Genomic DNA, 22,973 nt, shown 5'->3' on the forward strand with positions numbered 1-22,973 from the left:
GACGGTGGTGGACCCGACGTTGGCACCGCTTCACTTACTACCTCGTCGAGCCGAAAGGAACCACCATGACCCGACGCCTGCTCGGTGGCGTGCTCGCGGCCGTGGCCGCGTTTGCCCTGGTCACCGCCCCCGAGGCGAGCGCCGCGACCACCACGTTCTCCGGCACGGTGGCGCTGTCCAACTGCTCCGGCTCGGTCGTCAAACCGGCCGGAACGCCGGACACGGCACCCGCGCTCGTACTTTCCAACGGTCACTGCCTGGAGTCGGGTTTCCCCGATCCCGGCGAGGTCATCGTCGGCCGGCGGTCCACTCGGACCTTCAGCCTTCTGTCGTCGGACGGCAAAAGTTCACTCGGGACGCTGAGGGCCAAAAAGGTCGTGTACGCGACCATGACCGACACGGACGTGTCGCTCTACCAGCTCGACACGACGTACGCGGCGATCAAGCAGAAGTACCGGGTCTCCCCGCTCGAGCTGGTGGCGGCGCACCCGGCCGCGGGCACGCACATCGACGTGGTCTCGGGCTACTGGAAGACCATCTACTCCTGCTCGATCGACGGGTTCGTGCACGAGCTGCACGAGAACGGCTGGGTCTGGAAGGACTCGATCCGCTACACACCCGAGTGCAAGACCATCGGCGGCACGTCCGGCTCCCCGATCGTCGAGACCGCGACCGGCAAGGTCATCGGCGTGAACAACACGTCGAACGACGACGGCCAGCGCTGCACGCTCGACAACCCGTGTGAGGTCGACGGATCCGGGAACGTGACCGTGCATCCCGGTACCAAGTACGGCGAGGAGACGTTCGGTATTCCCGCGTGCCTGACGGCGGCGAGCGAAATCGACCTCAACCGGGCCGGGTGCACGCTGCCGAAGCCCTAGCCGACGGCCTCCAGGACGTCGCCCAGCAAATACTGAAGGGGACTCTCGCCGCCTCCGCCGCGACGTGAGTCCCCTTCGGTGCGTTCGGGCCGGGTTTCCTCGCGGAGCTCCGGCAGCTCGGGCCACGCGGCCTCCGCGCCCGCGGGCGCTTCGCCGATGAGCTCCAGCAGCCCGTCGAGCTTGCGCCGCCCGGTCAACCGCGCGGCAGGCTCCTCGGCCTTCGGCCCTAGCAACCGCGCGTGGACGCCCAGCGGTGCCAGCGCGGCCAGCAGATCGTCGTGCAGGTGGGGCGCCAGCGGGTCCATACCCAGCAGGTAGCCCGACGGCCCCTGCCGCCCAGCGGCCAGCGCCCACATGCGCAGCATCGCGCCGCTCAGCCGGAAGCCTTCGGGCAGCGCTTTGCCCGAATCGTCTTCGGATGGACCCGAGCAGCCCCGCCGCAGCCACTGCACCGACAGCGGCAGCAGGTCGACCCGGAACGACGTGCGCACCTGTGGCCGCCCGCACTCCCGAACCGCCACCTGCGCATCGGCCCCGCGCCGCCGGCACTCGCGCGCCAGCACCCGGGCGCGCCACTGCTCGTCAACGTCCACGGACAGCCGCGCCGCCGTGCGCCCGAAGCCGGTGATCTGCCCTTGGCAGCACAGCAGGCCGGCCAGGTCCGAAAGCCCCGGGCCGCTCGCGTCTGCGGAGAACAGCGAGATCGTCCGATCCACGCGGATCATGATAGAACACAAGTTCGATCGGATGCGAGGGTTGTGCGGCGGATTTTCGCCGATCGAGCGATCATGCCGATGCGCGTTCGTCGGCTCCGCGCGGCGCGATGACCACGGCCACCACCATCGCGGCGGCGGCGGCGAGGAACACCGCGGGCAGCGTGAGCAGGCCGAAGACGGTGATGCCGAGGCAACCGCCGATCTGGCGCGCGAAGGTGAGCGTGGCCATGCCGGCGCCGAGGATGTCCTTCGGTGCCCAGGACTGCGCGAGCAGGGTGTAGGCCTGCATGGACAGGCCCAGCGCGGCGCCACTGCATGCGAGCCCTACGACTCCGACGACTCTCGCCGGGTCCAGCAGCGGGAGTGCCGCCGTGGCAAGGAGTCCGGCCACGCCGAGGACCAGGCCGAACCGGCCCCACGCCGTGACCTTCGGCCACCTGCGGGCGAGTACCGCGAAGCCCGTCGTCGCCAGCACCTGTCCGACGCTCATCGGCAGGAGCAGCAGGCCCGTGGCCACCGGGCGCGCGTCGCCGAGGGCGAGCGGGACATAGGTGAAGCTGCCGAACAACGCCACACCTGTCAGGAACGTGACGGCGACACTCCGCGCGAGGCCGGCGTCGGCGAACAGCCGGGGTGGAACGAGCGGCGCGGTGGCACGCCGTTCGACCTGCACGAAGGCCACGGTCGCGACCAGCGCGACGGCCACCAGGACGGGCGCCTCACCGCTGCCGCCGCTGCCGAGCATGACGACACACCCACCGGCGACCGCGACCAGAACCGCGCCCGCCCAATCGAACCGGATTCGGCCCGCGGGTCGCGTCCCGGGCACCGAGCGAGCCCCGAGGAATAAAGACACAACGCAGATCGGAAGGTTGATCAGGAAGATCGACCACCATCCCGCGACGGCCGCCAACAGGCCACCCAACGGCGCCCCACCGATCGACGACACGGCGAACACCGCCGTCAGCCAGCCTTGCCGCCGCACCAGCTCGTCGCGATCGAACAGCTCCGCCATCGCCGCGACGGCGGCCACGATCAGCCCGCCCCCACCCAGCCCCTGCACCGCGCGAAACCCGATCAACACGGCCAGGTCCGGCGCCAGCGCACACCCCACCGACCCGACGGCGAACGTCGTCACCGAGCCGACGAACATCCGCCGCCGCCCCCACCGATCACCGAGACTCCCGTGCACCGGCGTGGCGACCGCGACCGCCAGCAGGTACGCCGCCGTCACCCCACCCACCGAGCCCGGATCACCCAGGTCCGCACCGATCGACGGCAGCACCGCCACCACCACGCTCGTGTCGAGCGAAGCCATCAGCATCCCCAGCACGAGCGCGGCGAACGCGGCGTTGCGGCCACGGAAAATTATGTGCATATCGCACACGTTATGCATGCGAATCGCACACAGTCAAGGTAGGGTGGCTGCTGTGACGCCACCCCTCACCGAAGCCGGCCCCGCTTTGTTCCGCCTGGTCAGGCACTGGTCCCGGCGCTGGACCGTGCGCACATCGACCGAACTCACGGGCGAGATGAGCCACGTGCAGCACATCCTCGCGGTCGAAGCCGTCGACACGGGCAGCGAGCACACCGACGAGGTGACCGTCGCGACCGTGGCGCACCACCTCGGCCTCGACCACTCCGGCGCCAGCCGCATGGTCCGCGACGCAACGGCCGCCGGCTACCTCACCCGCGGCACCTCGGGCCACGACCGCCGCCGGGCATCACTGGAACTCACGGACAGCGGCCGCGACCTGCTCAACGCCTCGCACCAATGGCAACGCCGAACCTTCAACGACCTCACCGCCACCTGGTCGCCCACCGACCGCCAACGCTTCGCCACCTACCTGATCCGGCTGACGACCGAACTGGACTTGGAGAGCTAGTCAGCGCGGGCGCACTCGCCTGGTCCGCGGTGACGCGGCCGGTCACGCCCGATGCCTCGGCACAGGGCATGCACCACGCGCCGCCGCAGCTCGCCGGCAGCGACCAGCTCACCGCCAGTCGCGCAGCAGCCGACCTTCCAACGAACTCACGGCCACCCGCTCAGCGGCCAGCCGCCGGCTACCTCATCCCCCGACGCTCGTCGGCCACGCCACGCACACCAGGCTCGGAACCGGCGTCAATGCACCTCATCGAACGCAGGCGCGAACTGCCGACGCGTCCCATGAATGGCAGCGACCGACGTTCGACCAGCTCACAACCACTCGCGCAGCGGCCGACCGTCGACTAGCTGTGATGTCCAGGGAGGTTGGTCAGCCGGGTGATCGGTGGGTGGCCTCCGATGGCGCTGTGGGGTCGGTGGTGATTGTAGAAGTGGAGCCAGGCTGGTAGGGCGGCTCGACGGTCGGCTTCTGACTTGTAGAAGTGGGCGTAGGCCCAGCCGTCGGCCAGGGTGCGGTGGAATCTTTCGATCTTCCCGTTGGTTTGCGGGCGGTAGGGCCGTGTCCGCTTGTGGGTGAGGCCAAGAGCGGTGCAGGTGTCGCGCCACGCGAACGAGCGGTAGGCCGAGCCGTTGTCGGAGAGCACTCGCTCGGTGGTGACGCCGCGGTCGGCGAACCAGGTAACGGCCCGGTGCAGGACGCTGATGGCGGTCGCGGCGGTCTCGTCCGCGCAGATCTCGGCGTAGGCGACCCGGGAATGGTCGTCGATGACGGTGTGCAGGTAGGCGGTGCCGAGTTTGGGTCCGTGGTGCCTGTCGCGTTCTCCGGTGCGGTAAGCGGTCTGCGTGCGGTTGCGCTTGCCCTGCCGTTTGCCGACGTAACGCCAGCCGCCGCCGTCGGGAATGTTGCCGAACTTGGTCACGTCGACGTGGATCAGTGAGCCGGGGCGGTCGTGCTCATAGCGACGCAACGGTTCTCCGGTGACCCGGTCGATGCGGGCAAGCCGGTTGATCCGGCACCGGGTCAGAACCGCATGCACGGTGGAAGCGGGCATACCCAGCCGGCCACCGATCTGCACGGGCCCCAACCGCTGCCGCCACCGCAACCCTACGATCCGGCGCACGAGCTGCTCAGGTGTTGCAGCCGGGCTGCGGTGTGGCCGGGAGCTGCGGTCGGCCATACCCGCCTGACCCTCGGCGCGATACCGCGCGGCCCACTTGCCGGCCGTGCGCGGCGCGACCATGAACATTCTCGCCGCAGTAGTCGCGGTCCAGCCCTCTTCGACAATCAACCGAGCAAGACGCAACCGGGCCCGCGGGGTCAACGCAGCATTAGGGTGGGACACGAAGGCCTCCCGTTGGTGAAGCGGTTCCTCAACAGCTCCACTTCACAACCGGAGGCCTTCGCCTGTCTGCACGACAGGCCGACCTCACCTCAACCGAGAACAACGTCCCCGGACATCACAACTAGCTCAGCCGGCTGTTCGCGGGCGTTCACGTCTTGCGGAGCACCGTCGCCGCCGGGCGCCGCTGTCGCTCAGTGGACGCAGGCACGAGCTGCTCGACCAGTCCCAACGACGGCCAGCGGCCGGCGTTCGACCAGCCCACCGCCACTCGCGCAGCAGCCGACCGCCGGCTGGCTCAACAGTCCGACCGCGGCCGGTCACGTCTCGCGAAGCACCGCGGGTCAGGGTTGCCGCCGGGGGGCGTTGCTCATCGGCAGCGGTCGCGAACTGCTCGACGTGCCTTCACGAGCGGCAGCGGCTGGCGTTCGACCGGCTCACCGCCACTCGCGCAGCAGCCGACCGCCGGCTGGCTCAACAGTCCGACCGCGGATGGGCACGTCTCGCGGAGCACCGTGGAACAGGGCCGCCGAGCGGCGTCGCGCTCACCGGCAGGGGCCCGAGCTGCCAGACCGATGGCGGCGACCGGCGTCACCGCACCCCACCGCGATCTGCGCGCCAATCAACCCCTAATTACCCCAGCCACCCAACTCAACAGCGCCGTCACCGTGGCGCCGGCGGCACCACCAGTTGCTGGCAGTCCGGTGCCCGCTTCCCGGCGGCCGAGAGTTCCGGCGTCGCGTTGAGGGCGTGGAGGACGTCGAGGGCGGAGACGTCGTCGAGGGTGGCGCGGGCGTCGCCGAGGGCGGTTTTGGTGGTGGCAGCGTCGGTGGCGGTGTCGAGGCGTTCGCGGGCGGTGTCGGCCCGCGAGCGGACGGACGAGAACTGCTTGAGCAGGTCGGTGCGGGCCTGGTCGTCGCCGGGGAGCGGCGGGGGGCCGACGCGGTCGAGGCCCTCGACGGTCTGGTCGATGCCGTCGACGACGGACGCCAGGAGCCGGCTCGAGGTGCGGGAGGCCTGTTCGGGTGAGCTGGGGTCGATCGCCGGCAGGTTCGCGAGCGTGCGCACGAGGTGGGTGACCGCCGAGCAGTAGCCGTCCGCCCATCTCGCGGCCGGGTCGGCCTGGCTGGAGGGGTCCGCCTGCCCACCGCTGTGGGTCTGCGACACCGGCGGCTGCTGTCCGCAGCCGGCGAGGCCGATCCCGAGTGCCGTGACCAGCGCGGCTAGAACGGTCGACCGCGGCCGCACCGCGACACCTCCTGCCCGTCGACGTCCAGGTGCCCCCGACCGTACCGATCCGAGAATCATTCGCAAGTCACCCACCGGAGTGCGGGAGCAATTACCGACACGCCGGGGCCCGGCACGCGAGCGGCGCGCCGGGCCCCGAAACGGTGTTCGATACGGCGGATCAGGCTTTCGCCTCCGCCGGGGTGTTCTCGATGACCGTGCCGCGTCGCTTGGACACGACGACCGCCGCGACGATGACCGCCAGCGCGACGACCGCGATCACGATGCGCCACGTGGTGTCGGCGCCGCCGCCCAGCGTCAGGGAGACGACCGCCGGCGCGATCAGCACGGAGACCAGGTTCATCACCTTGATCAGCGGGTTGATGGCCGGGCCCGCGGTGTCCTTGAACGGGTCACCCACTGTGTCACCGATGATGGTGGCCTCGTGCGCGTCGGAGCCCTTGCCGCCGTGGTTGCCGTCTTCGACGAGCTTCTTGGCGTTGTCCCAGGCACCACCGGAGTTGGCGAGGAAGATCGCCATCAGGGTGCCGGTGGCGATCGCACCGGCCAGGTAGCCAGCGAGCGCGCCCGTGCCGAGGCCGAAGCCCACGGCGATCGGGGCGAACACCGCGAGCAGACCCGGCGTGGCGAGCTCACGCAGCGAGTCGCGCGTGACGATGTCCACGACCTTGCCGTACTCGGGCCGCGTGGTGCCCTCCATGATCCCGGCGATCTCGCGGAACTGGCGGCGCACTTCCTGCACCACCGCGCCGGCCGCACGCGAAACCGCGTTGACGGCCAGACCCGAGAACAGGAACACCACAGCCGCGCCGACGATCACGCCGACCAGCGTCGACGGGTTCACGACGTTGGCGATGAACGCACCCGTGCCGCCCACGGCCTTCGTGATCGCATCCGAATAGGACCCGAACAGCGCCGTGGCCGCGAGGACCGCCGTGGCGATCGCGATGCCCTTGGTGATGGCCTTGGTGGTGTTGCCCACCGCGTCCAGCTCGGTCAGGATCTGCGCGGCCTTCTCGTCGACGTCGCCCGACATCTCGGCGATGCCCTGCGCGTTGTCGGAGACCGGGCCGAAGGTGTCCATCGCGACGATGACGCCGACGGTGGTCAGCAGGCCGGTACCGGCGAGCGCGACCGCGAACAGTGCGACACCGCCACCCAGCAGGTACGCGCCGAACACGGCGGCACCGATCACGAGCGCGGTGTACACGGCGGACTCGAAACCGACCGAGATGCCGGACAGGATCACCGTGGCGGCACCGGTTTCCGACGTCTTGGCGACGTCCTGCACCGGCTTGTGCTCGGTGCCGGTGTAGTAACCCGTGAGCTTCAGGATGATCGCGGCGAGCACGATGCCGATGATCACGGCGACGGTCGCGATGACCGCCGGGTTGCCGCTGTTGCCGGCGAACTCCGCACCGAAGTCGGAGAAGCTGCTCGGCAGGTACACGAACGCCGCGACGGCCGACAGCACCGCGGAGATCACCGCGGAGATGTAGAACGAGCGGTTGATCGTGACGAGACCACCCTCGCCCGCGCGCGCCTTCGTGATGTACACGCCGATGACGGCGGTGATGACACCGATGGCCGGCACGATGAGCGGGAAGATCAGGCCGCTGGAACCGAAGGCGGAGCTGCCCAGGATCAGCGCGGCGACCAGCATGACCGCGTAGGACTCGAAGAGGTCCGCCGCCATGCCGGCGCAGTCGCCGACGTTGTCACCGACGTTGTCGGCGATCGTCGCCGCGTTGCGCGGGTCGTCCTCGGGGATGCCCTGCTCGACCTTGCCGACCAGGTCCGCGCCGACGTCGGCGGCCTTCGTGAAGATGCCGCCGCCGACACGCATGAACATCGCGATCAACGCGGCGCCGAACCCGAAGCCCTCCAACACCTTCGGGGCCTGGCCCGTGTAGACGAGCACGACGATCGCGGCACCGAACAGGCCGAGGCCGACGGTGATCATGCCGACCACGCCGCCGGTGCGGAACGCCACGCGCATCGCGATCTCGCGGCCGCCTTCTTCGCGCGCCGCGGCCGCCACGCGCAGGTTCGCCTGCGTCGCGAGCCACATGCCGAGGTAGCCGATGGTGAACGAGAACACCGCGCCGACGAGGAAGAAGATCGAGCGGCCGATGCGCTCGTTCCAGTCGTCGGCGGGGAGCGCGAACAGCAGCAGGAACACGATTACGCCGAAGATGGCGAGGGTGTTGCGCTGCCGCTTCAGGTATGCGGCCGCACCTTCCTGCACCGCCTTGGCGATGTCCTGCATCTTGGCGGTGCCCTGGCCCGCGGCCAGCACCTCCCTGAGCAGCACGTAACCGATGGCGAGTGCGGCAAGGGCGACCACGGCGACCACACCGACGATGGTGTAGCCACCCCCGGAGAGCGTGAGACCGCCCTCCGCGAGGAACTGCCGGGACATTCGTCCTCCTGGGAACGCCGTTGGCCAATGCGGACTCGTCGTACCCGGCGTGCCTGCACTGGCATGGGATCTGTACCGAGCGACACGCTAGCCGTGCGGGCAATGCACGTCTCACATGACGATCGCCACAGAGGGTGTGGATTGCGGGAGTGTATTGGTAGTGCTCAGCAGCCGTGCAACGCGTCCCGGTGACAGTACGTTCCGTGACCTTGTGTGATTGCTCACTTGATCGATCTGGCGCCGGTTTTGTCGGTGCCCTGTGCTTAGCTGCGGCACGTGGTCGAGCGAGGACGGAGGCTGCTCAGCCGGGTCACGGCGGGGGTCCCGGTGAACGAGAACCCGGTCACGCACGTGGCCGAGCTTCCCGCGCGGGCAGCCGGTTTCGCGGCGTGGCCGGAGTGGGCCGCGCCGTCGGTCGTGTCGGCGTTCGCGGGTTCCGGACTCGAGACTCCCTGGAAACACCAGGTCGAGGCGGCTTCGCTGGCTCACGCGGGGTCCCATGTGGTGGTGTCGACGGGCACGGCTTCGGGGAAGTCGTTGGCGTACCAGCTGCCGGTGCTGTCCGCGCTGGCCACGGGTTCCGCGGCGACCGCGTTGTACCTCTCGCCCACCAAGGCGCTGGGCGCTGACCAGCTGCGTTCGGTGTCCTCTTTGGACGTCCCCGAGGTGCGGGCGGCGTCGTACGACGGCGACACCCCGATGACCGAGCGCGACTGGGTACGCGCGCACGCGAACTGGGTGTTCACGAACCCGGACATGCTCCACCGCGGCATCCTGTCGTCGCATTCGCGGTGGACCAGGTTTTTCAAGAACCTGGCGTACGTGGTGGTCGACGAGTGCCACAGCTACCGCGGGGTGTTCGGTTCGCACGTCGCGCTGCTGCTGCGCCGGCTGCGGCGGGTGGCGGCGCACTACGGGGCGTCGCCGGTGTTCGTGCTGGCCTCGGCGACGACGGCTTCGCCGGCGGAGTTCGCTTCACGGCTCACGGGGCTGCCTTGCGCCGCGGTCACCGAGGACGCTTCGCCGCGGGGTGCGCGGACGGTCGCGTTGTGGGAGCCCCCGCTGCTCGACGAGCTGACGGGCGAGAACGGCGCGCCGGTGCGACGTTCGGCGGGCGTGGAGACGGCGCGGATCCTCACGGACCTCGTGGTGGAAGGCGCGCGTTCGCTGGCTTTCGTGCGCTCGCGGCGCGGGGCGGAGCTCACGGCGTTGGGCGCGCGGCGCCTTCTGTCCGAAGTGGACCCTGCGTTGGCGGAAACCGTTGCGGCGTACCGATCCGGGTTCTTGCCGGAGGAGCGTCGCGCGCTGGAGGCCGCGCTGTTGTCCGGCCGGTTGCTGGGGGTGGCGACCACCAACGCGCTGGAGCTCGGCGTCGACATCGCGGGCCTCGACGCCGTGGTGCTCGCCGGCTACCCGGGCACGCTGGCATCGTTCTGGCAGCAGGCCGGACGCGCGGGCCGCTCGGGCGACGAGGCGCTGGTCGTGTTCGTGGCCCGCGACGACCCACTCGACACGTACCTGGTGCACCACCCGGCGGCGTTGCTGGAGCGTCCGGTGGAGACGGCCGTGCTCGACCCGACGAACCCGTACGTGCTCGGGCCGCAGCTCGCGTGCGCGGTCGCGGAGCTGCCTCTGACGGAACCGGAGCTGCCGATGTTCGGCGGTGCGGCGGCCCGGGCGGTGCTCGCGGACCTGGCGGAGGAGAAGCTGCTGCGCCGCCGGTCCAGCGGCTGGTACTGGACCGCCCGCGACCGCCCCCACGCGGAAGTCGGCATCCGCGGCTCGGGCGGCGACCAGATCGCCGTGGTGGAGGCGGATTCCGGGCGCATGCTCGGCACCGTCGACCCGGGGTCGGCTTGCTACGCGGTGCACCCGGGTGCGGTGTACCTGCACCAGGGTTCGTCGTACGTCGTCGACGAGCTCGACCTCGAGACCGGCCTCGCCCTCGTGCACGCCGAGGACCCGGACTGGCACACGTCGCCGCGGGAGGTCGTGGACATCTCGGTGCTGTCCACCCAGGAGCAGTGCACCCACGGCGGCGTCACGGTGAGCCTGGGCGAGGTCGCGGTGACGTCGCAGGTCGTCGGCTACCTGCGCCGCCGCCCGTCGGGTGAGGTGCTGGACCACACCCCGCTGGACCTGCCGGAACAAAGCCTGCACACGCGCGCCGTCTGGTACACGGTCACCAGCGATCTGCTCGGCCCGTCTTATCGGGTGGGGACCGGTGTCGTGGGCACGGCTCGGCCCGGTGCGGTCGCGCCGGCGGGGGCGGGGGCGGGAGACGCTGCGGTCGGGACCGCCGGGAAGACGGCGTCCGACGCTGCAGCTTCTGCGCGGGTCGAACGCGCTCGGGTGGAACCGGAAGCTTCGGCCGCGGACCACAGCGCTTCGACGCCAGCCACCCGCGGCCAGGAAGAGTGTGAGCCGGACGAGGCCGGCATCGCGGCTTCGGGCGCTCACGTGCCGAATGCCGGGCGAGGTAGCCGGATGGAGCCGGGGCAGACGGAGCAAGTGTCGCCGGAAGTCGACAAGGGCCGGCCGGTACAGGAGTCGCCTGCGGTGCAGGTGGCATCGGCGGGGACCGAGGGTGCTCGTGACGAGGCCGTGGGTGCGACCATCGCGCCGACGGGGACCGGGGGCGCGCGGATCGAGGCCGATGACCTCGAGCCGGTGGGGATCGAAGCTGCTCCTGAAACCGCGGGTTCGACCGTCGCGCCGGTGGGGACCGGGGGCGCTCGGGTCGGGGCCGAGGGTGGGGCGCCGGTGGGGACCGGGGGTGCTGGCAGAGCACCGGGGGGCGCCGGATTGGTTCCGGCGCGCGTCCCCGGTGCCCTGCATGCCGCCGAGCACGCGGCGATCGGCCTGCTACCGCTGTTCGCTACGTGCGACCGCTGGGACATCGGCGGGGTTTCTACCGCGTGGCACGAGGACACCGGGGAGGCAACGGTGTTCGTGCACGATGGGCATCCCGGGGGTGCGGGATTTGCCGACCGCGGTTATGCCGCGATTGTCCCGTGGCTGGCCGCAACGCGGGAGGCGATCGTCTCCTGCGAGTGCCCGACGGGCTGCCCGTCCTGCGTTCAGTCGCCGAAGTGCGGGAACGGCAACGAACCGCTGGACAAGGCAGGGGCGGTGGCCGTACTGGATACCGTGCTTGGGGCTTTGCGTCAGCACGGGGAGCGGTGCGGCCACGGTGGTGCGTGAAATCTCTTCAGTTGTCGACGCTGCATGCCGGGGTCGAACCGGTCACGCAGCGGTGGTCTCCGCGAGCAGCGGCGCGTGCTCGTCGGCGAGGGCGCGCATGAGCACGTCGTGCACCTCGGCCGGGTCGGGCAGCTGCCAGCCGCACACCTCGGGCTTCACGCGCCAGTGCACGACACCGTGCTGGAACGGCGACGGCGGCAGCGGGATGTAGCTGCCGGCACCGTGCCACTGCACGGAAGCCTGCTCGGCGAGCTCGGCCGGGATGTGGTCGGCGGGCGTGGTGAGGAACAGCCAACGGCCGTTGGGCATCGCGACGATCGGCGCGGGGTGCCCGAGGGCACGCAGCAGGCGGGCGGCGCGCTTGCCCAGCTCGTCGTCGACCTCGATGGCGTCAACGACCGTGCCCGTGGCCACGAGCAGGCTGTGGGTGCGGTCGGAGAACCAGGTGGCGACCTCGTGGGCGTGGGTGCCGACCAGCTCGCGCCAGTCGTCCCGCACCGGCACCGGCCGGCGCCACGTGAGGTCGTCGCCGTCACCGGTGATCGGCGCCGGGGTCGCCCCCGGGAGCACCGGCCAGCCGCGCCAGGCGAGGCCGATCGCCTCCGCACGAAGTTCGATGCGGAAGGCGCTCCGCCAGCTGTCCGGCCAATTCGCGTCCAACATTGCTTTCCTGCCTTCAAGGTCCGGTTTCGCGCCACCCGGGTCGGGGCCGTTGGTGGCGCACGTCTCACTAAACGGCAATTTGCACATTGCGCGGAAGAGCCGCGCGACAACCGGTGGTTACTGGGCGATGAACGCCCGGTAGTGCACCGCTCGGCCGATAACGGACAGCCGATGATCGGCCGCTGAGCCCCCGCTGAGGCCCTCCAGCACGCGGGTTGACACTTTCACCGCCCTTCGCGACCGCCAAGGCGCACCACGTCGTTTACGCCTCTCACCAGCGGTTTTAACCGCTCGCCGTGCGTCAGCTACCGCTGCTCGTGGCTGTTGGCCGCTCGTCGAGACAGTGCGTCTGATGGGCTCGGCGATGATCCACATCGCCCGCCACTCGTCGTGAAGACGCGCGGACGAGCGGTGGCGGGCGTCACTCCGGGAGGCCGACGGGGCCGGCCCGGGCCCGCGCCGAGGGCGGCGGCAAGCCGGGAACGGGTGGACTTGCAGCTCGCACCTCGACGAGGGCGTCACGCTCGTGCCAGCTGCAAGCCGTGACGACCGCGCCCTCGTGGTCGGCCACCTCGCGAGCGCGGTCGCAGGCCCGGGCGGGGCCGTCGGCGGCGTGCGCGGCCGCGGCCAGCGCGCCGAGGTCGGCGGCGACTTCCACGCGGTGCCTCGCCGCCACGGCCGCGCCGAGCCAGCACCCCGCCGCGGCGAGGCCGACGAGCGCGGCGATCACGATGGCCGTCCACACGGTGGCGACGCCGTCGTCGCTGTCCTTCATTGCTGCACTCCGGGTTCGGCGACGGCGTAAGCGCTGGCGTCCAGGTGGAAGCCGGTGAGGGTCTCGGTGGTGACCTCGGCGGTGATGCCGTCGCCGGACCGGCGGATGGTGAGGCGCGCGCCGCGGGGCGCGATCGTCTGCACGACGGCCTCGGCCGCACCGGGCTGTCCGGCGGCGGCCAGGCGCGCGGCTTCGCGGGCGGCGTCGAGGCACCGGATGTGCCCGAGCACCGCCGCGAGGCCGGCGAGCAGCAGAGCCACCACGGCCGTGAGCGCGCCCAGCGAAAGGGCGGCTTCGACCGTGACCATCCCGCCGTCCCGGCGACGGCCGGCCATCAGGTCGCCACCGTGAGGGCCCGCTGCACGAGACCCGACAGCGCCGTGCTGATCGAGTCGCCGCTGAGCAGCACGAACAGCGCGAGCGCGAACGCCGCCGCGGCCACCGTGCCGATGGCGTACTCCGCCGTGGTGGTGCCCTCGTCTCCGGGGAGGAAGTGCATGGTCGGTCCTTTCTGTCCATTGTGGATTCATCTACAACACGCTCCCGATCCGCTCGGCCAGGCCGAGCACCACCGGCAGCACGCCGAGCACGAAGAACGCGGGGAGGAAACAGAGCCCCACCGGCAGCGCCAGGGCGACCCCGGCCCGTTCCGCGCGTTCCTCGGCCTCGACGCCGATCCCGTCACGCAGGCGGCGGGAGACTTCGCCGGCCGTCGCCGCGAGCGCCGCGCCCGACCGGGCCGTTCGCGTCGCGGCGACCGACAGCTCCTCGAACCCGGGCCGGGTTTTGAGCTGGGCCCAGGCTTCGGCCGGCCCGGCGCCGAGGGCGAGGAGGTTGGCGGTGGCCTTCATCGCGGTCGCCGTGTGCTCGGGCGCGGTGGCGCTGACGGCTTCGAGGGCCGTCGGCACCGGCAGGCCCGTCTGGAGGCAGGCGCCGAGGAGGTCGAGGGTGGCGGCAGAGTTCAGACGTTCGGTGACGTCGTCGCGGGGTTTGGGCCGACGCGAGCGGTGGAGGAGCCACCAGGCTGTTGCTCCAGCCAGTGCGCCGCCCGCTGGTCCGGCGACTACGGCCACGGATGCGCCGGCGATCGCGGCCGCGAGGGCGTGTCTCGTGCGGAGGCTCGGGAGCTTGGGTCGCCAGGTGGTTGGCGGCGCGAGGCTCCGCGGCTTCGGAGCGCTCGGCCAGACGAGGAGCGCGACGGCGGCGAGGACGTAAGGCGTCATCGGATCTCCCGACGGCCGGTGAGCGCTCGGGACCAGGCGGTGCCCGCCCAGAGCAGCGCGGCGCCGGCGACGAGGAACAGCTGTCCGAGGACGGTGTGGGTGAGGACGGTCAGCGGCTCGGCACCGATGGCCTGCCCCATGGCGAGACACAGGACCGGCAGCCCGGTCAGGACGGTCGCACTCATCCGCGGGCCGGCCATCTTGGCGTGGAGCCGCCGGGCGAACGTGGTGGCGGCGTCGAGGTCGCGGCGGGTGGCGTCGAGGGTGTCTGCGATGGGGAGGCCGTGCCGTCGGGCGAGGGCCCAGGCCGCGGCGAGTTCCGGGAGTTCTCGGGATTCGAGCGCGCCGTCGAGTCTCGCGGCGGTCGCGAGGTTGGTGAGTTCTCCGGCTACCGCGGGGACTGCTTCGGCCGCCGCTTCAGCCGCGAGCACCGGGTGAGCGCCGGCCCGCAGCTCGGCGACCATCGTGCGGAGCGCGGCGGACGTCTGCTCAGCCCGGGTGAGCGTTGCGGCGGTTTTCTTTCTGCTGCGCCATTCCTGCCTTGCCGCGACGGTGATCAGCGCGGTCGCCACCGCGGCTCCGACCCCGGCGAGCGGGAGCGCGAGGAGCGTGGGCAGCACCCAGACGGCCTGGCGCGGCGGCGTGGGGATGGTGAGCCGTCGCCGCGGTGGTGCGAGCAGGCGGCTCGGGAGGGTGGGCCAGGTGAGGAGGGCGGTGCCGAAGCAGAGGAACGGCCAGGCGGTGATCATGCGGTCGCCTCCTCGAAGAGGGGGCGGTAGGGGGTCCAGTGGCCGTCGCGCCAGATGGGGGTGGTGTGGGTGGTTGCGGTGGTGCGGTGGAGGGTGGCGATTTCGGTGAGGCGGCGGGCGCCGGTGGGGTCGCGGCGGAGGTGGAGGACGACGCGGATGGCGGCGGCCAGCTGGCTGTGGAGGGCGGCGCCGGTGAGGCCGCCCAGGGAGGCGAGCGCTTCGAGGCGGGCGGGGACCTCGGAGGGCGAGTTGGCGTGGAGGGTGCAGGCGCCGCCGTCGTGGCCGGTGTTGAGGGCGTTGAGCAGGGAGCAGACTTCGGCGCCGCGGACTTCGCCGACCACCAGGCGGTCGGGGCGCATGCGCAGGGCCTGGCGGACGAGCTCGGGCAGCTCGACGGCGCCGGCGCCTTCGACGTTGGCCGGGCGCGCGACGAGGCTGACGAACTGCGGGTGCACGGGCCGGAGTTCGCCGGCGTCCTCGACGCAGATGATGCGTTCGCGCGGGCTGACCTCGGCGAGGAGTGCACTGAGGAGGGTCGTCTTGCCGGCTCCGGTGCCGCCCGTGACCAGGAACGCGAGGCGGCGCGTGATGATCGAGCGAAGGATGTCGGCGCCTTCCTCGTTGACGACGCCGAGTGAGGTCAGGGTGTCGAGCGTGTGCGTGGCCGGGCGAAGGACGCGCAGGGACAGGCAGGTGCCGTTGGGGGCGATGGGCGGCAGCACGGCGTGGACTCGGACGTGTCCGCCCGGGACAGGAAGCCAACCGTCCACATAGGGCTGTGCGTCGTCGAGCCGCCGGCCCGCGGCGAGGGCCAGACGCTGCGCGAGGCGACGGACAGCTTCTTCGTCGGCGAAGCGGACGTCGGTGCGGGTCAGGCCGGAGTCGCCGTCGGTCCAGGTTTGGTCGGGCGCGGTGACGAGGACGTCGGTGACGGTCGGGTCCTCGAGTAGCGGCGCGAGCGGGCCTGCGCCGACGAACTCGTCGTGGGCCTGGCGGACGGCATCGAGGACGGCATCGTGGCTGAGCGTGCCGCCGGCCTCCGCCCGCACGGCCTCCGCGACGGCGACGGGGTCCGCCAGACGGCTCTCACCCGCGAGGCGGTTGCGGACGCGCTCGACGAATTCGGTGGTCATGTCGGCGGCTTCGGACGAGTGGGCATGGCTGGGCTCCCGGCATCGCAAGGCGAATGGGTTGGTGGTGAAGGAAATGACAGAGGGACCACGCGAACTGCCGAGCGCAGGCGCGCGAAGGGCGAACCCGGCTCGGGAACACAATCTCGCGGCCGGAACGACGGAGGACTTATCGGCGGCGCGGCCTACGGCCCGCACCGCAGCGAGTGCCGCAAGAGGAGTTCGGTCGGCAAGGCCGCGCCACTAGCGCCAAGGCGGACCCGTGCGGAGGTCGGATTTCGGTGAGTGCGGTCGTGGCGTCGGTCGGCCACGCTGCCGCCTGACGACGTGGCCAAGAGGCCCGTGCACGCTCGCATGACAAGCCGCCGCGGAGATCGAGGACGGGGCTGGGCGGAGGGCGGGCACGACGCGGGGGCTGAGAAGCCCTTACACGGCTGCATCACAAGCCCCCGAGGAAAGCGAGGCCGGGGCTCGGTGAAGCCCGGCCACGACGAGGCGGCCGAGAAGCCCCCACACGCTCGCATCACAAGCCGCCACCGGAAGCGAGGACGGGGCTCGGTGGAACCCGACCACAGCGAGGCGGCCGAGAAGCCCGTACATGGCTGCATCTCAAGCCGCCGCGGGAAGTGAGGTCGGGGTGGGGTGGAGTTCGGACAGGACGGTGCGGGCGGTGGTGGCCAGGGCGCCCTTGGGTGGGAGGTCGAACTCGCCCGTTTCGAGGGTGGCGGCGACGCGGCGTTCGGGCGGCAGGGTGGCGAGCAGGGGTGGGCCAAGGAGTGCCGTGGTGCGGGAGGGGGGTGCGCCGGCTTGGAGGTGTCCACTTGCGACGATGGCGAGGCGGTCGGTGTGGGGCGTCAGCAGCTCGAGGACCTGGCGCGCGGCCATGCAGGCGCGGAATTCGACCGGGACGACCAGGACCACCAGGTCCGCGAGAGAGGCGACGGCCAAAGCGCCCTCGTCGAGGTGGCGGGGCAGGTCGCAGACGACGGTGCGGCCCGAGCGGCGGCCGGCGGTGACGACGGCGGACAGTGCGCGCGGCGTGGGGCCCGGGCCGGTGCGGCCGCAGGCCAACACGGGCAGGGTGCCGCGGCGTGGGAGGGCGTCGACCAGAGCGGGCAGCGAGACGCGGCCGGACAGGCGGACGTCGGGCCAGCGGTGGCCGGGGGTGTTTTCCAAGCCCAGCGGGAGGTCCAGGCCGCCGCCCAACGGGTCGCAGTCGACGAGCAGGGCGGGGCCGGCGCGGTCCGCTTCGACGGCCGTGGCGGCGGCCAGCACGGAAGCACCCGCGCCGCCGCGACCGCCGAGGAAGGCGAGGACCGGGCCGGGGCGTTCGGCTGGGGCGTCGGCGACGTCGGCCAACGCCACGGTCAGGTCGGATTCGTCGTCGGGCAGGCACACCACGCGCCGGGCGCCGACCAGCGCCGCGCGGCGCCAGGAGTCGACGCCGGCCGCGCCTTTCGACACCACCACCACGCCGTCGCGGCGGGGTAAGTGGGATAGGTGGGGCAGGAGCACCCGGTCGTCGGCGGAGTCCTCGTCGATCACGACCAGCGGCGCCCGCGTCCAGCGCGAGCGTGCGGCCGCGAGGTCCGGTGCGCGGTCGAGCTCGCAGCCGGCGACCGCGGCGACGCGCAGGATTTCGTCGAGCACCGCGCCGTCGGCGGCGACGACGAGTGGACGTGCGGTTGTCATGAAGGCCTCCCCCTGGCGGATCGGACCCGGCCGATGTGGACCGGGTCCCACCAAGATCACCCGGCCCGAGCCCGCCGGCAATGGCCAACCAAGCAACCTGTGGATAACCCGGTGCTTGTGGACAACTCCCGCCGAAACCGCTCAGCACAGCCGAACCCGTCGGGCCGCTGAGGCACAATGCGCGACCCGCCGACACCCCTGAACCGGGGAATTGCAGGCAGTCTCGTAATTGCCACGAAAAACATCCTGGCGATCCGCGAACGCAGCGGAAAAAATGCACTACCCGAGAAAAGAGGGCGGCCCTCGCCAGGGGGGAGGGACGAGGGCCGCCGTGGGTTCAGCCCCGGGGGGTCGGACTGAACCGGCCCGGTTGGACACCGGGTTCCCCCACTGTAACTCCGCAGGGCACCGGTTGGCGCCGCGAGTGACACCTACGATTCGATAACGGCATCCAGAGCCGGATGTACTGTCCTGTCATGGATTTTCCGCCGGACGGGCGCGCCGGTGTTCGATCAACGCGAGAACGAGAGCGTCGCTTCTCCTATCCTGATCACGTGGCCGAACCCAGCACCGCGCCGCCGCGCGAATCCCACCCCGAAGAACCCCGGCGCGCCGTCGCCGCGTTCTTCGATCTCGACAAGACCATCATCGCTTCTTCCAGCGCGCTGGCGTTCAGCAAACCATTACTCAGAGAAGGGCTGATCAACCGCCGAGCCGCTTTGCGTAGCGCGTACGCACAACTCGTCTTCTCCCTCGCGGGCGCCGACGCCGACAAGACCGAACGCATGCGCGCCGAGGTCTCGAAGCTCTGCGCCGGCTGGGATGTCGCCCAGGTTTCCGCGATCGTGCAAGAAACGCTCCACGACGTGGTGGACCCCCTCGTGTACGTCGAGGCCACCGATCTCATCAACCGCCACCTCGCCGACGGCCACGACGTCGTCGTCCTCTCCGCCACCGGCGAAGAGGTCGCCGCACCCGTCGCCGCGATGCTCGGCGCCACGCGCTGCGTCGCCACGCGCATGGGTGTCACCGACGGCCGCTACAACGGCGAAATCGACTTCTACTGCTACGGCGACAACAAGGCCATCGCCGCGAAACAGCTCGCCGCGACGTACGGGTACGACCTCGCCGAGTGCTTCGCCTACACCGATTCCAGTACGGACATCCCGCTCCTGGAGACCGTCGGCCACCCCCACGCGGTGAACCCCGACAAGCTCCTGCGCCGAGAGGCCGGCGAGCGCGGCTGGCCGATCCTCGCGTTCGAACGCCCCATGTCGCTGCGCAGCCGGATCCCCGCCCGGTCCGCGGGCATGGTCGCGCTCGGCGTGGGCGCCTTCGCGGCGGGCGCCACCTGGTACAGCCTGAGTCGTCGCCGACGGTTCCGAACGCCCCCGCGCTAGGCACCCACACGGCGGTACCGCGACCGGTTTTCTCAAGCGTAGAGCGGAATCGGCCGTTGCTCAGGGTGTGTGCATCACCAGATCGAGCCTCTTTTGCGGGTGCACCCGTCCACGCTCTTGAAGTGACCGGGCTCACGGCGTAGAAAGTAGGTGCGGACGTTGAGCCGGCCAGGGCAGAGGTAGAAGAGAAGCCTCTGTCACCCCGGGCAACCTCCGTGCGCGGACTCCGGGTACCCACGCGCAGCGCGCCGCGGGAGGCTCGTCGTCTAGGGACTGCGTACCGGGACGCCGGACGCCGAGTCCATGAAGGTACGACCAGAGTTGCACGCTTGGTCGCCCGAGATGTTCCGCGCTTGCAGGCGGCGCCCGCCGGCTTCGGCCGACGGGCGCCGCCAGTGTTTCCAGGGTTGTCCCCACGAAAATCCCAGCACAACCCCCATGTTGCTGCGCTCGGCCGATGGACAACGCCCAAGCCGGTGAGTAGCTTCCCGATACCGGCGCCGCCAGGTGGACTTCTCACCACCGGCGGCGCACGACACTGGGAGGCCCTTTCGTGACGACCCGACTCGCGCGCACGCGCCCGCGGAGGATCCATGCGCTCGCCGTCCCCCTCGCGGGGCTCCTCGCCATCACCGGAGTCGGCGCCGGAATCGGCGCGACCGCTTCAGGCAGCACACCGGACGCGAAAGCGATGACCTCCCTCGACGCCGCCGCCCAGCAGGCGCTCCACGGCCTCAGCCTCGAGGAAAAGGTCGGGCAGCTGTTCGTCACGTGGGTGAACGGCAAGTCCGCCGATGAGGTCAACCCCAAGAACCAGACGGACTTCGGCGTCGACACGCCCGCCGAGGTCGTCCGCAAGTACCACCTCGGCGGCGTCATCTACTTCAACAACGACACCCGCGACAACTTCGACACCCCGACCCAGGTCGCGAAGCTCTCCAACGGCCTGCAGCAGGCCGCGATCTCCAGCGGCGCCCACATCCCGTTGCAGATCGGCACCGACCAGGAGGGCGGCACCGTCACCCGGATGGGCGCTCCCGCCACGGAGTTCCCCAATTCCATGGCCATCGCCGCCGGCCGCAGCACCGACAGCGCGACGCAGGCCGCCACGATCATCGGCCACGAGCTGCGCGCCGTGGGCATCAACCAGGACTTCGCGCCCGATTCCGACGTGAACTCCAACCCGGCCAACCCCGTGATCGGCGTGCGCTCGTTCGCCGGCCAGCCGGGGCTCGCGAGCCAGTTCGTGACGGCCGAGGTCGAGGGCTACCAGAACTCCGGGCCGGCCTTCGAAACCGTTTCCTCCACGGCAAAACACTTCCCCGGCCACGGCGACGCCGCCACCGACAGCCACACCGGGTTGCCGCGCATCGACCGCACAGAGGACGAGTGGCGCAAGATCGACGTGCCGCCGTTCAAGGCCGCCATCGCCGCGGGCATCGACTCGATCATGAGCGCCCACATCCAGTTCCCGAGCCTCGACCCGTCGGGTGAACCGGCCACGCTGTCGAAGCCGATCATCACCGGAAAGCTGCGCGACGAGCTGGGTTACGACGGCGTGGTGATCACCGACGCGCTGGAGATGCAGGGCGTGCGCGAGCTCCACAGCGACGCCGAAATCCCTGTGCTGGCACTGAAAGCCGGTATCGACCAGCTCCTCATGCCGGTGCACCTCGACCTCGCGATCAACTCCGTGATCTCCGCCGTGAAGTCCGGCGACCTGCCGATGCAGCGGATCGACCAGAGCGTGCTGCGGGTGCTCAAGCTGAAGCTCAAGCGCGGCATCCTCACCTCGCCGTTCGACAACCCGGCGCTCGTCGCGAAGAAGGTCGGCACGCCGGCGCACCTCGCCACCGCGCAGGGCATCGCCGACCGCTCGATCACCGCCATCGCCAACGACGCCGGCGTGCTGCCGCTCAAGCAGAAGCCCGCCACCGCGCTCGTCACCGGCTGGGGCGTGGCCAGCACGCAGACGCTCGCCGACCGCCTCACCGCCCACGGCACCAAGGCGACCGCGTTGCAGACCGGGCAGACCCCGTCCGACGATCTCATCGCGCAGGCCGCCGCGGCCGCCGCGAAGACCGACCTCGTCGTGGTCCTCACGAACAACCTCGGCGGATTTCCCTTGCAGAACAAGCTTTTGCAGGCGCTGATGGACACCGGCAAGCCCGTGGTCGCCGTCGCCGCACAGATCCCGTACGACGCCGGGTACGCCAACCCCGTGCCCACGTGGCTGGCCACCTACGGTTACATCACGCCGTCGCTCGAGGCGCTGGCCAAGGTCGTGCTCGGCGAGACCAAGCCGAGCGGCAAGCTGCCCGTCGACGTCCCCGCGGGCGCCGACGTGAACACCGTCAAGTACCCCTTCGGACACGGACTGAGCTGGTGAACCTCAACCGCAGGAAGTTCCTCGCCGTCCCCGCCCTCGCCGTACCGGCGCTCGCGGGCGGTTCGGCCGTCGCGCAAGCCACGCCAAGCCAAGCGAAACGACGAGTGCTCACCGGCGCCGAACAACTCGCCGCCCAGCACTGGCGTCCGCTCGCCGGACACAAGCTCGGCGTGCTGTCCAACCCGACGGGCGTGCTCGCGAGCGGCGACCACATCGTCGACGACATGGTCGCCGCCGGCGTCAAGCCGGTCGCCGCCTTCGGCCCCGAACACGGGTTCCGCGGCAGCGCGCAGGCCGGTGGTTCCGAAGGCGACTACACAGACCCACGCACCGGCATCCCCGTGTACGACGCGTACGGCGCCGACGCGGCGAAGCTCGCGACGCTGTTCACCAAGGCCGGTCTCGACACCGTCGTGTTCGACATCGCCGACGTCGGCGCCCGCTTCTACACCTACATCTGGTCGCTTTACACGGCGATGGTCGCGGCGGCGAAGGTCGGCGCGGCCTTCGTGGTGCTCGACCGGCCGAACCCGATCGGCGGCCGCCTCGCCGGCCCGGTGCTCGACCCGAAGTTCGCCTCCGGCGTCGGCCGCAAGCCGATCGCGCAGCAGCACGGGATGACCGTCGGCGAGCTGGCGCGGCTGTTCAACTCCGAGTTCCTGCCCGGCGAAGGCGTGCAGCCCGTCGAACTGCAGGTGATCGAGGTCCGCGGCTGGCGGCGGGACATGCTCTTCGCCGAAACCGGTCTCGACTGGGTCATGCCGAGCCCGAACATGCCGACGCCCGACACCCCGATCGTCTACCCCGGCACCTGCTTGTTCGAAGGCACGCTCTTCGCGGAGGGCCGCGGTACGACGCGGCCGTTCGAGATCATCGGCGCGCCGGGTGTCGACTGGCACTGGCGCGACAAGCTCGAAGCGCTCGACCTGCCGGGCGCGCGCTTCCGCGAGACGTACTTCGTGCCCACGTTCAGCAAGTTCGTGAACGAGACCTGCGGCGGCGTGCAGCTCACCGTGACCGATCCGCAGGCGTTCGACGCGATCACCACCGCCGTCTCGATGCTCGTCACGGCAAAGCAGGTCGCGCCGCAAACGTTCGGCTGGCGGCCCGACCACGCCATCGACTTGCTGTCCGGTTCCGACCGGCTGCGCACCATGATCGACGCCGGCGCCGGGGTCGACGAGGTCACCGGCGCCTGGCGCGCCGAGCTCGCGGCCTTCGACCGTAAACGCCGCCCCTACCTGATCTATCGCTGA

19 protein-coding genes are annotated in these 22,973 nt (G+C 70.9%); 6 read left to right on the forward strand and 13 right to left on the reverse strand.

Annotation, left to right across the window (positions count from 1 at the left end):
* The first annotated feature begins 65 nt into the window (after positions 1-65).
* A complete protein-coding gene (locus ACQPXB_RS46520) occupies positions 66-881 on the forward strand; it encodes a S1 family peptidase (protein ID WP_432848399.1) in 816 nt (271 codons plus the stop codon).
* On the opposite strand, the gene ACQPXB_RS46525 is transcribed toward ACQPXB_RS46520, so the two are convergent.
* Together ACQPXB_RS46525 and ACQPXB_RS46530 are read right to left on the reverse strand one after the other, a co-directional pair.
* On the reverse strand, positions 878-1,597 hold the full coding sequence (locus ACQPXB_RS46525; protein WP_386944726.1) for a hypothetical protein: 720 nt from the start codon (positions 1,595-1,597) through the stop codon (positions 878-880). The genes ACQPXB_RS46520 and ACQPXB_RS46525 overlap by 4 nt on opposite strands.
* A 70-nt stretch (positions 1,598-1,667) precedes the next feature.
* The gene (locus ACQPXB_RS46530) at positions 1,668-2,975 is read right to left on the reverse strand and encodes an MFS transporter (protein WP_432848401.1); all 1,308 of its coding nucleotides are present in this window, start codon (positions 2,973-2,975) and stop codon (positions 1,668-1,670) included.
* Positions 2,976-3,027: 52 nt separating this feature from the next.
* On the opposite strand from ACQPXB_RS46530, the gene ACQPXB_RS46535 reads away from it, so the two are divergent.
* Positions 3,028-3,483 (forward strand): MarR family winged helix-turn-helix transcriptional regulator, encoded by a 456-nt coding sequence (locus ACQPXB_RS46535; protein WP_432848403.1) that lies wholly within the window; start codon positions 3,028-3,030, stop codon positions 3,481-3,483.
* 343 nt (positions 3,484-3,826) lie between these two features.
* Here ACQPXB_RS46535 and ACQPXB_RS46540 read toward each other — a convergent pair whose 3' ends face one another.
* The 3 genes from ACQPXB_RS46540 to ACQPXB_RS46550 form a co-directional block, all read right to left on the reverse strand.
* Complete coding sequence (locus ACQPXB_RS46540) at positions 3,827-4,825, reverse strand: IS481 family transposase (protein WP_432848405.1); 999 nt, start codon at positions 4,823-4,825, stop codon at positions 3,827-3,829.
* 660 nt (positions 4,826-5,485) lie between these two features.
* Complete coding sequence (locus ACQPXB_RS46545; protein ID WP_386944721.1) at positions 5,486-6,070, reverse strand: hypothetical protein; 585 nt, start codon at positions 6,068-6,070, stop codon at positions 5,486-5,488.
* 160 nt (positions 6,071-6,230) lie between these two features.
* On the reverse strand, positions 6,231-8,492 hold the full coding sequence (locus ACQPXB_RS46550) for a sodium-translocating pyrophosphatase (protein ID WP_366588811.1): 2,262 nt from the start codon (positions 8,490-8,492) through the stop codon (positions 6,231-6,233).
* 327 nt (positions 8,493-8,819) lie between these two features.
* Between ACQPXB_RS46550 and ACQPXB_RS46555 the strand changes: the two genes are divergently transcribed.
* Positions 8,820-11,696 (forward strand): DEAD/DEAH box helicase, encoded by a 2,877-nt coding sequence (locus tag ACQPXB_RS46555; protein ID WP_432848408.1) that lies wholly within the window; start codon positions 8,820-8,822, stop codon positions 11,694-11,696.
* Positions 11,697-11,738: 42 nt separating this feature from the next.
* Here ACQPXB_RS46555 and ACQPXB_RS46560 read toward each other — a convergent pair whose 3' ends face one another.
* The 8 genes from ACQPXB_RS46560 to ssd all read right to left on the reverse strand — a co-directional run bounded on the left by ACQPXB_RS46560 (position 11,739) and on the right by ssd (position 17,928).
* The gene (locus ACQPXB_RS46560) at positions 11,739-12,359 is read right to left on the reverse strand and encodes a bifunctional DNA primase/polymerase (RefSeq protein WP_432848410.1); all 621 of its coding nucleotides are present in this window, start codon (positions 12,357-12,359) and stop codon (positions 11,739-11,741) included.
* A gap of 421 nt (positions 12,360-12,780) precedes the next feature.
* Complete coding sequence (locus ACQPXB_RS46565; RefSeq protein ID WP_432848412.1) at positions 12,781-13,134, reverse strand: Rv3654c family TadE-like protein; 354 nt, start codon at positions 13,132-13,134, stop codon at positions 12,781-12,783.
* The gene (locus ACQPXB_RS46570) at positions 13,131-13,469 is read right to left on the reverse strand and encodes a TadE family type IV pilus minor pilin (RefSeq protein ID WP_366588821.1); all 339 of its coding nucleotides are present in this window, start codon (positions 13,467-13,469) and stop codon (positions 13,131-13,133) included. Before ACQPXB_RS46570 ends, ACQPXB_RS46565 begins: the two co-directional genes overlap by 4 nt.
* Positions 13,469-13,633 carry a DUF4244 domain-containing protein gene (locus tag ACQPXB_RS46575; RefSeq protein WP_220244842.1) on the reverse strand — a complete coding sequence of 55 codons (165 nt, stop codon included), beginning with the start codon at positions 13,631-13,633 and terminating at the stop codon, positions 13,469-13,471. Before ACQPXB_RS46575 ends, ACQPXB_RS46570 begins: the two co-directional genes overlap by 1 nt.
* A 31-nt stretch (positions 13,634-13,664) precedes the next feature.
* Positions 13,665-14,357, reverse strand: a complete 693-nt coding sequence (locus tag ACQPXB_RS46580) for a type II secretion system F family protein (RefSeq protein WP_432848415.1) — start codon at positions 14,355-14,357, stop codon at positions 13,665-13,667.
* On the reverse strand, positions 14,354-15,106 hold the full coding sequence (locus ACQPXB_RS46585) for a type II secretion system F family protein (protein WP_432848417.1): 753 nt from the start codon (positions 15,104-15,106) through the stop codon (positions 14,354-14,356). Before ACQPXB_RS46585 ends, ACQPXB_RS46580 begins: the two co-directional genes overlap by 4 nt.
* Positions 15,103-16,239, reverse strand: coding sequence for a TadA family conjugal transfer-associated ATPase (locus ACQPXB_RS46590; RefSeq protein ID WP_432848419.1), 1,137 nt, complete (start codon positions 16,237-16,239; stop codon positions 15,103-15,105). The genes ACQPXB_RS46585 and ACQPXB_RS46590 overlap by 4 nt, the downstream gene beginning before the upstream one ends.
* 606 nt (positions 16,240-16,845) lie before the next feature.
* Positions 16,846-17,928: a septum site-determining protein Ssd gene (gene ssd / locus ACQPXB_RS46595; protein ID WP_432848421.1), complete on the reverse strand. Its 1,083-nt coding sequence runs from the start codon at positions 17,926-17,928 to the stop codon at positions 16,846-16,848.
* Between the two features lie 554 nt (positions 17,929-18,482).
* Between ssd and ACQPXB_RS46600 the strand changes: the two genes are divergently transcribed.
* The 3 genes from ACQPXB_RS46600 (at position 18,483) to ACQPXB_RS46610 (ending at position 22,973) form a co-directional block, all read left to right on the forward strand.
* A complete protein-coding gene (locus ACQPXB_RS46600; RefSeq protein ID WP_432848423.1) occupies positions 18,483-19,328 on the forward strand; it encodes an HAD family hydrolase in 846 nt (281 codons plus the stop codon).
* A gap of 553 nt (positions 19,329-19,881) precedes the next feature.
* A complete protein-coding gene (locus tag ACQPXB_RS46605; protein ID WP_432848425.1) occupies positions 19,882-21,717 on the forward strand; it encodes a glycoside hydrolase family 3 protein in 1,836 nt (611 codons plus the stop codon).
* On the forward strand, positions 21,714-22,973 hold the full coding sequence (locus ACQPXB_RS46610; protein WP_432848427.1) for an exo-beta-N-acetylmuramidase NamZ family protein: 1,260 nt from the start codon (positions 21,714-21,716) through the stop codon (positions 22,971-22,973). Before ACQPXB_RS46605 ends, ACQPXB_RS46610 begins: the two co-directional genes overlap by 4 nt.

This window comes from Amycolatopsis sp. CA-161197, assembly GCF_050942255.1.
GTDB lineage: Bacteria > Actinomycetota > Actinomycetes > Mycobacteriales > Pseudonocardiaceae > Amycolatopsis.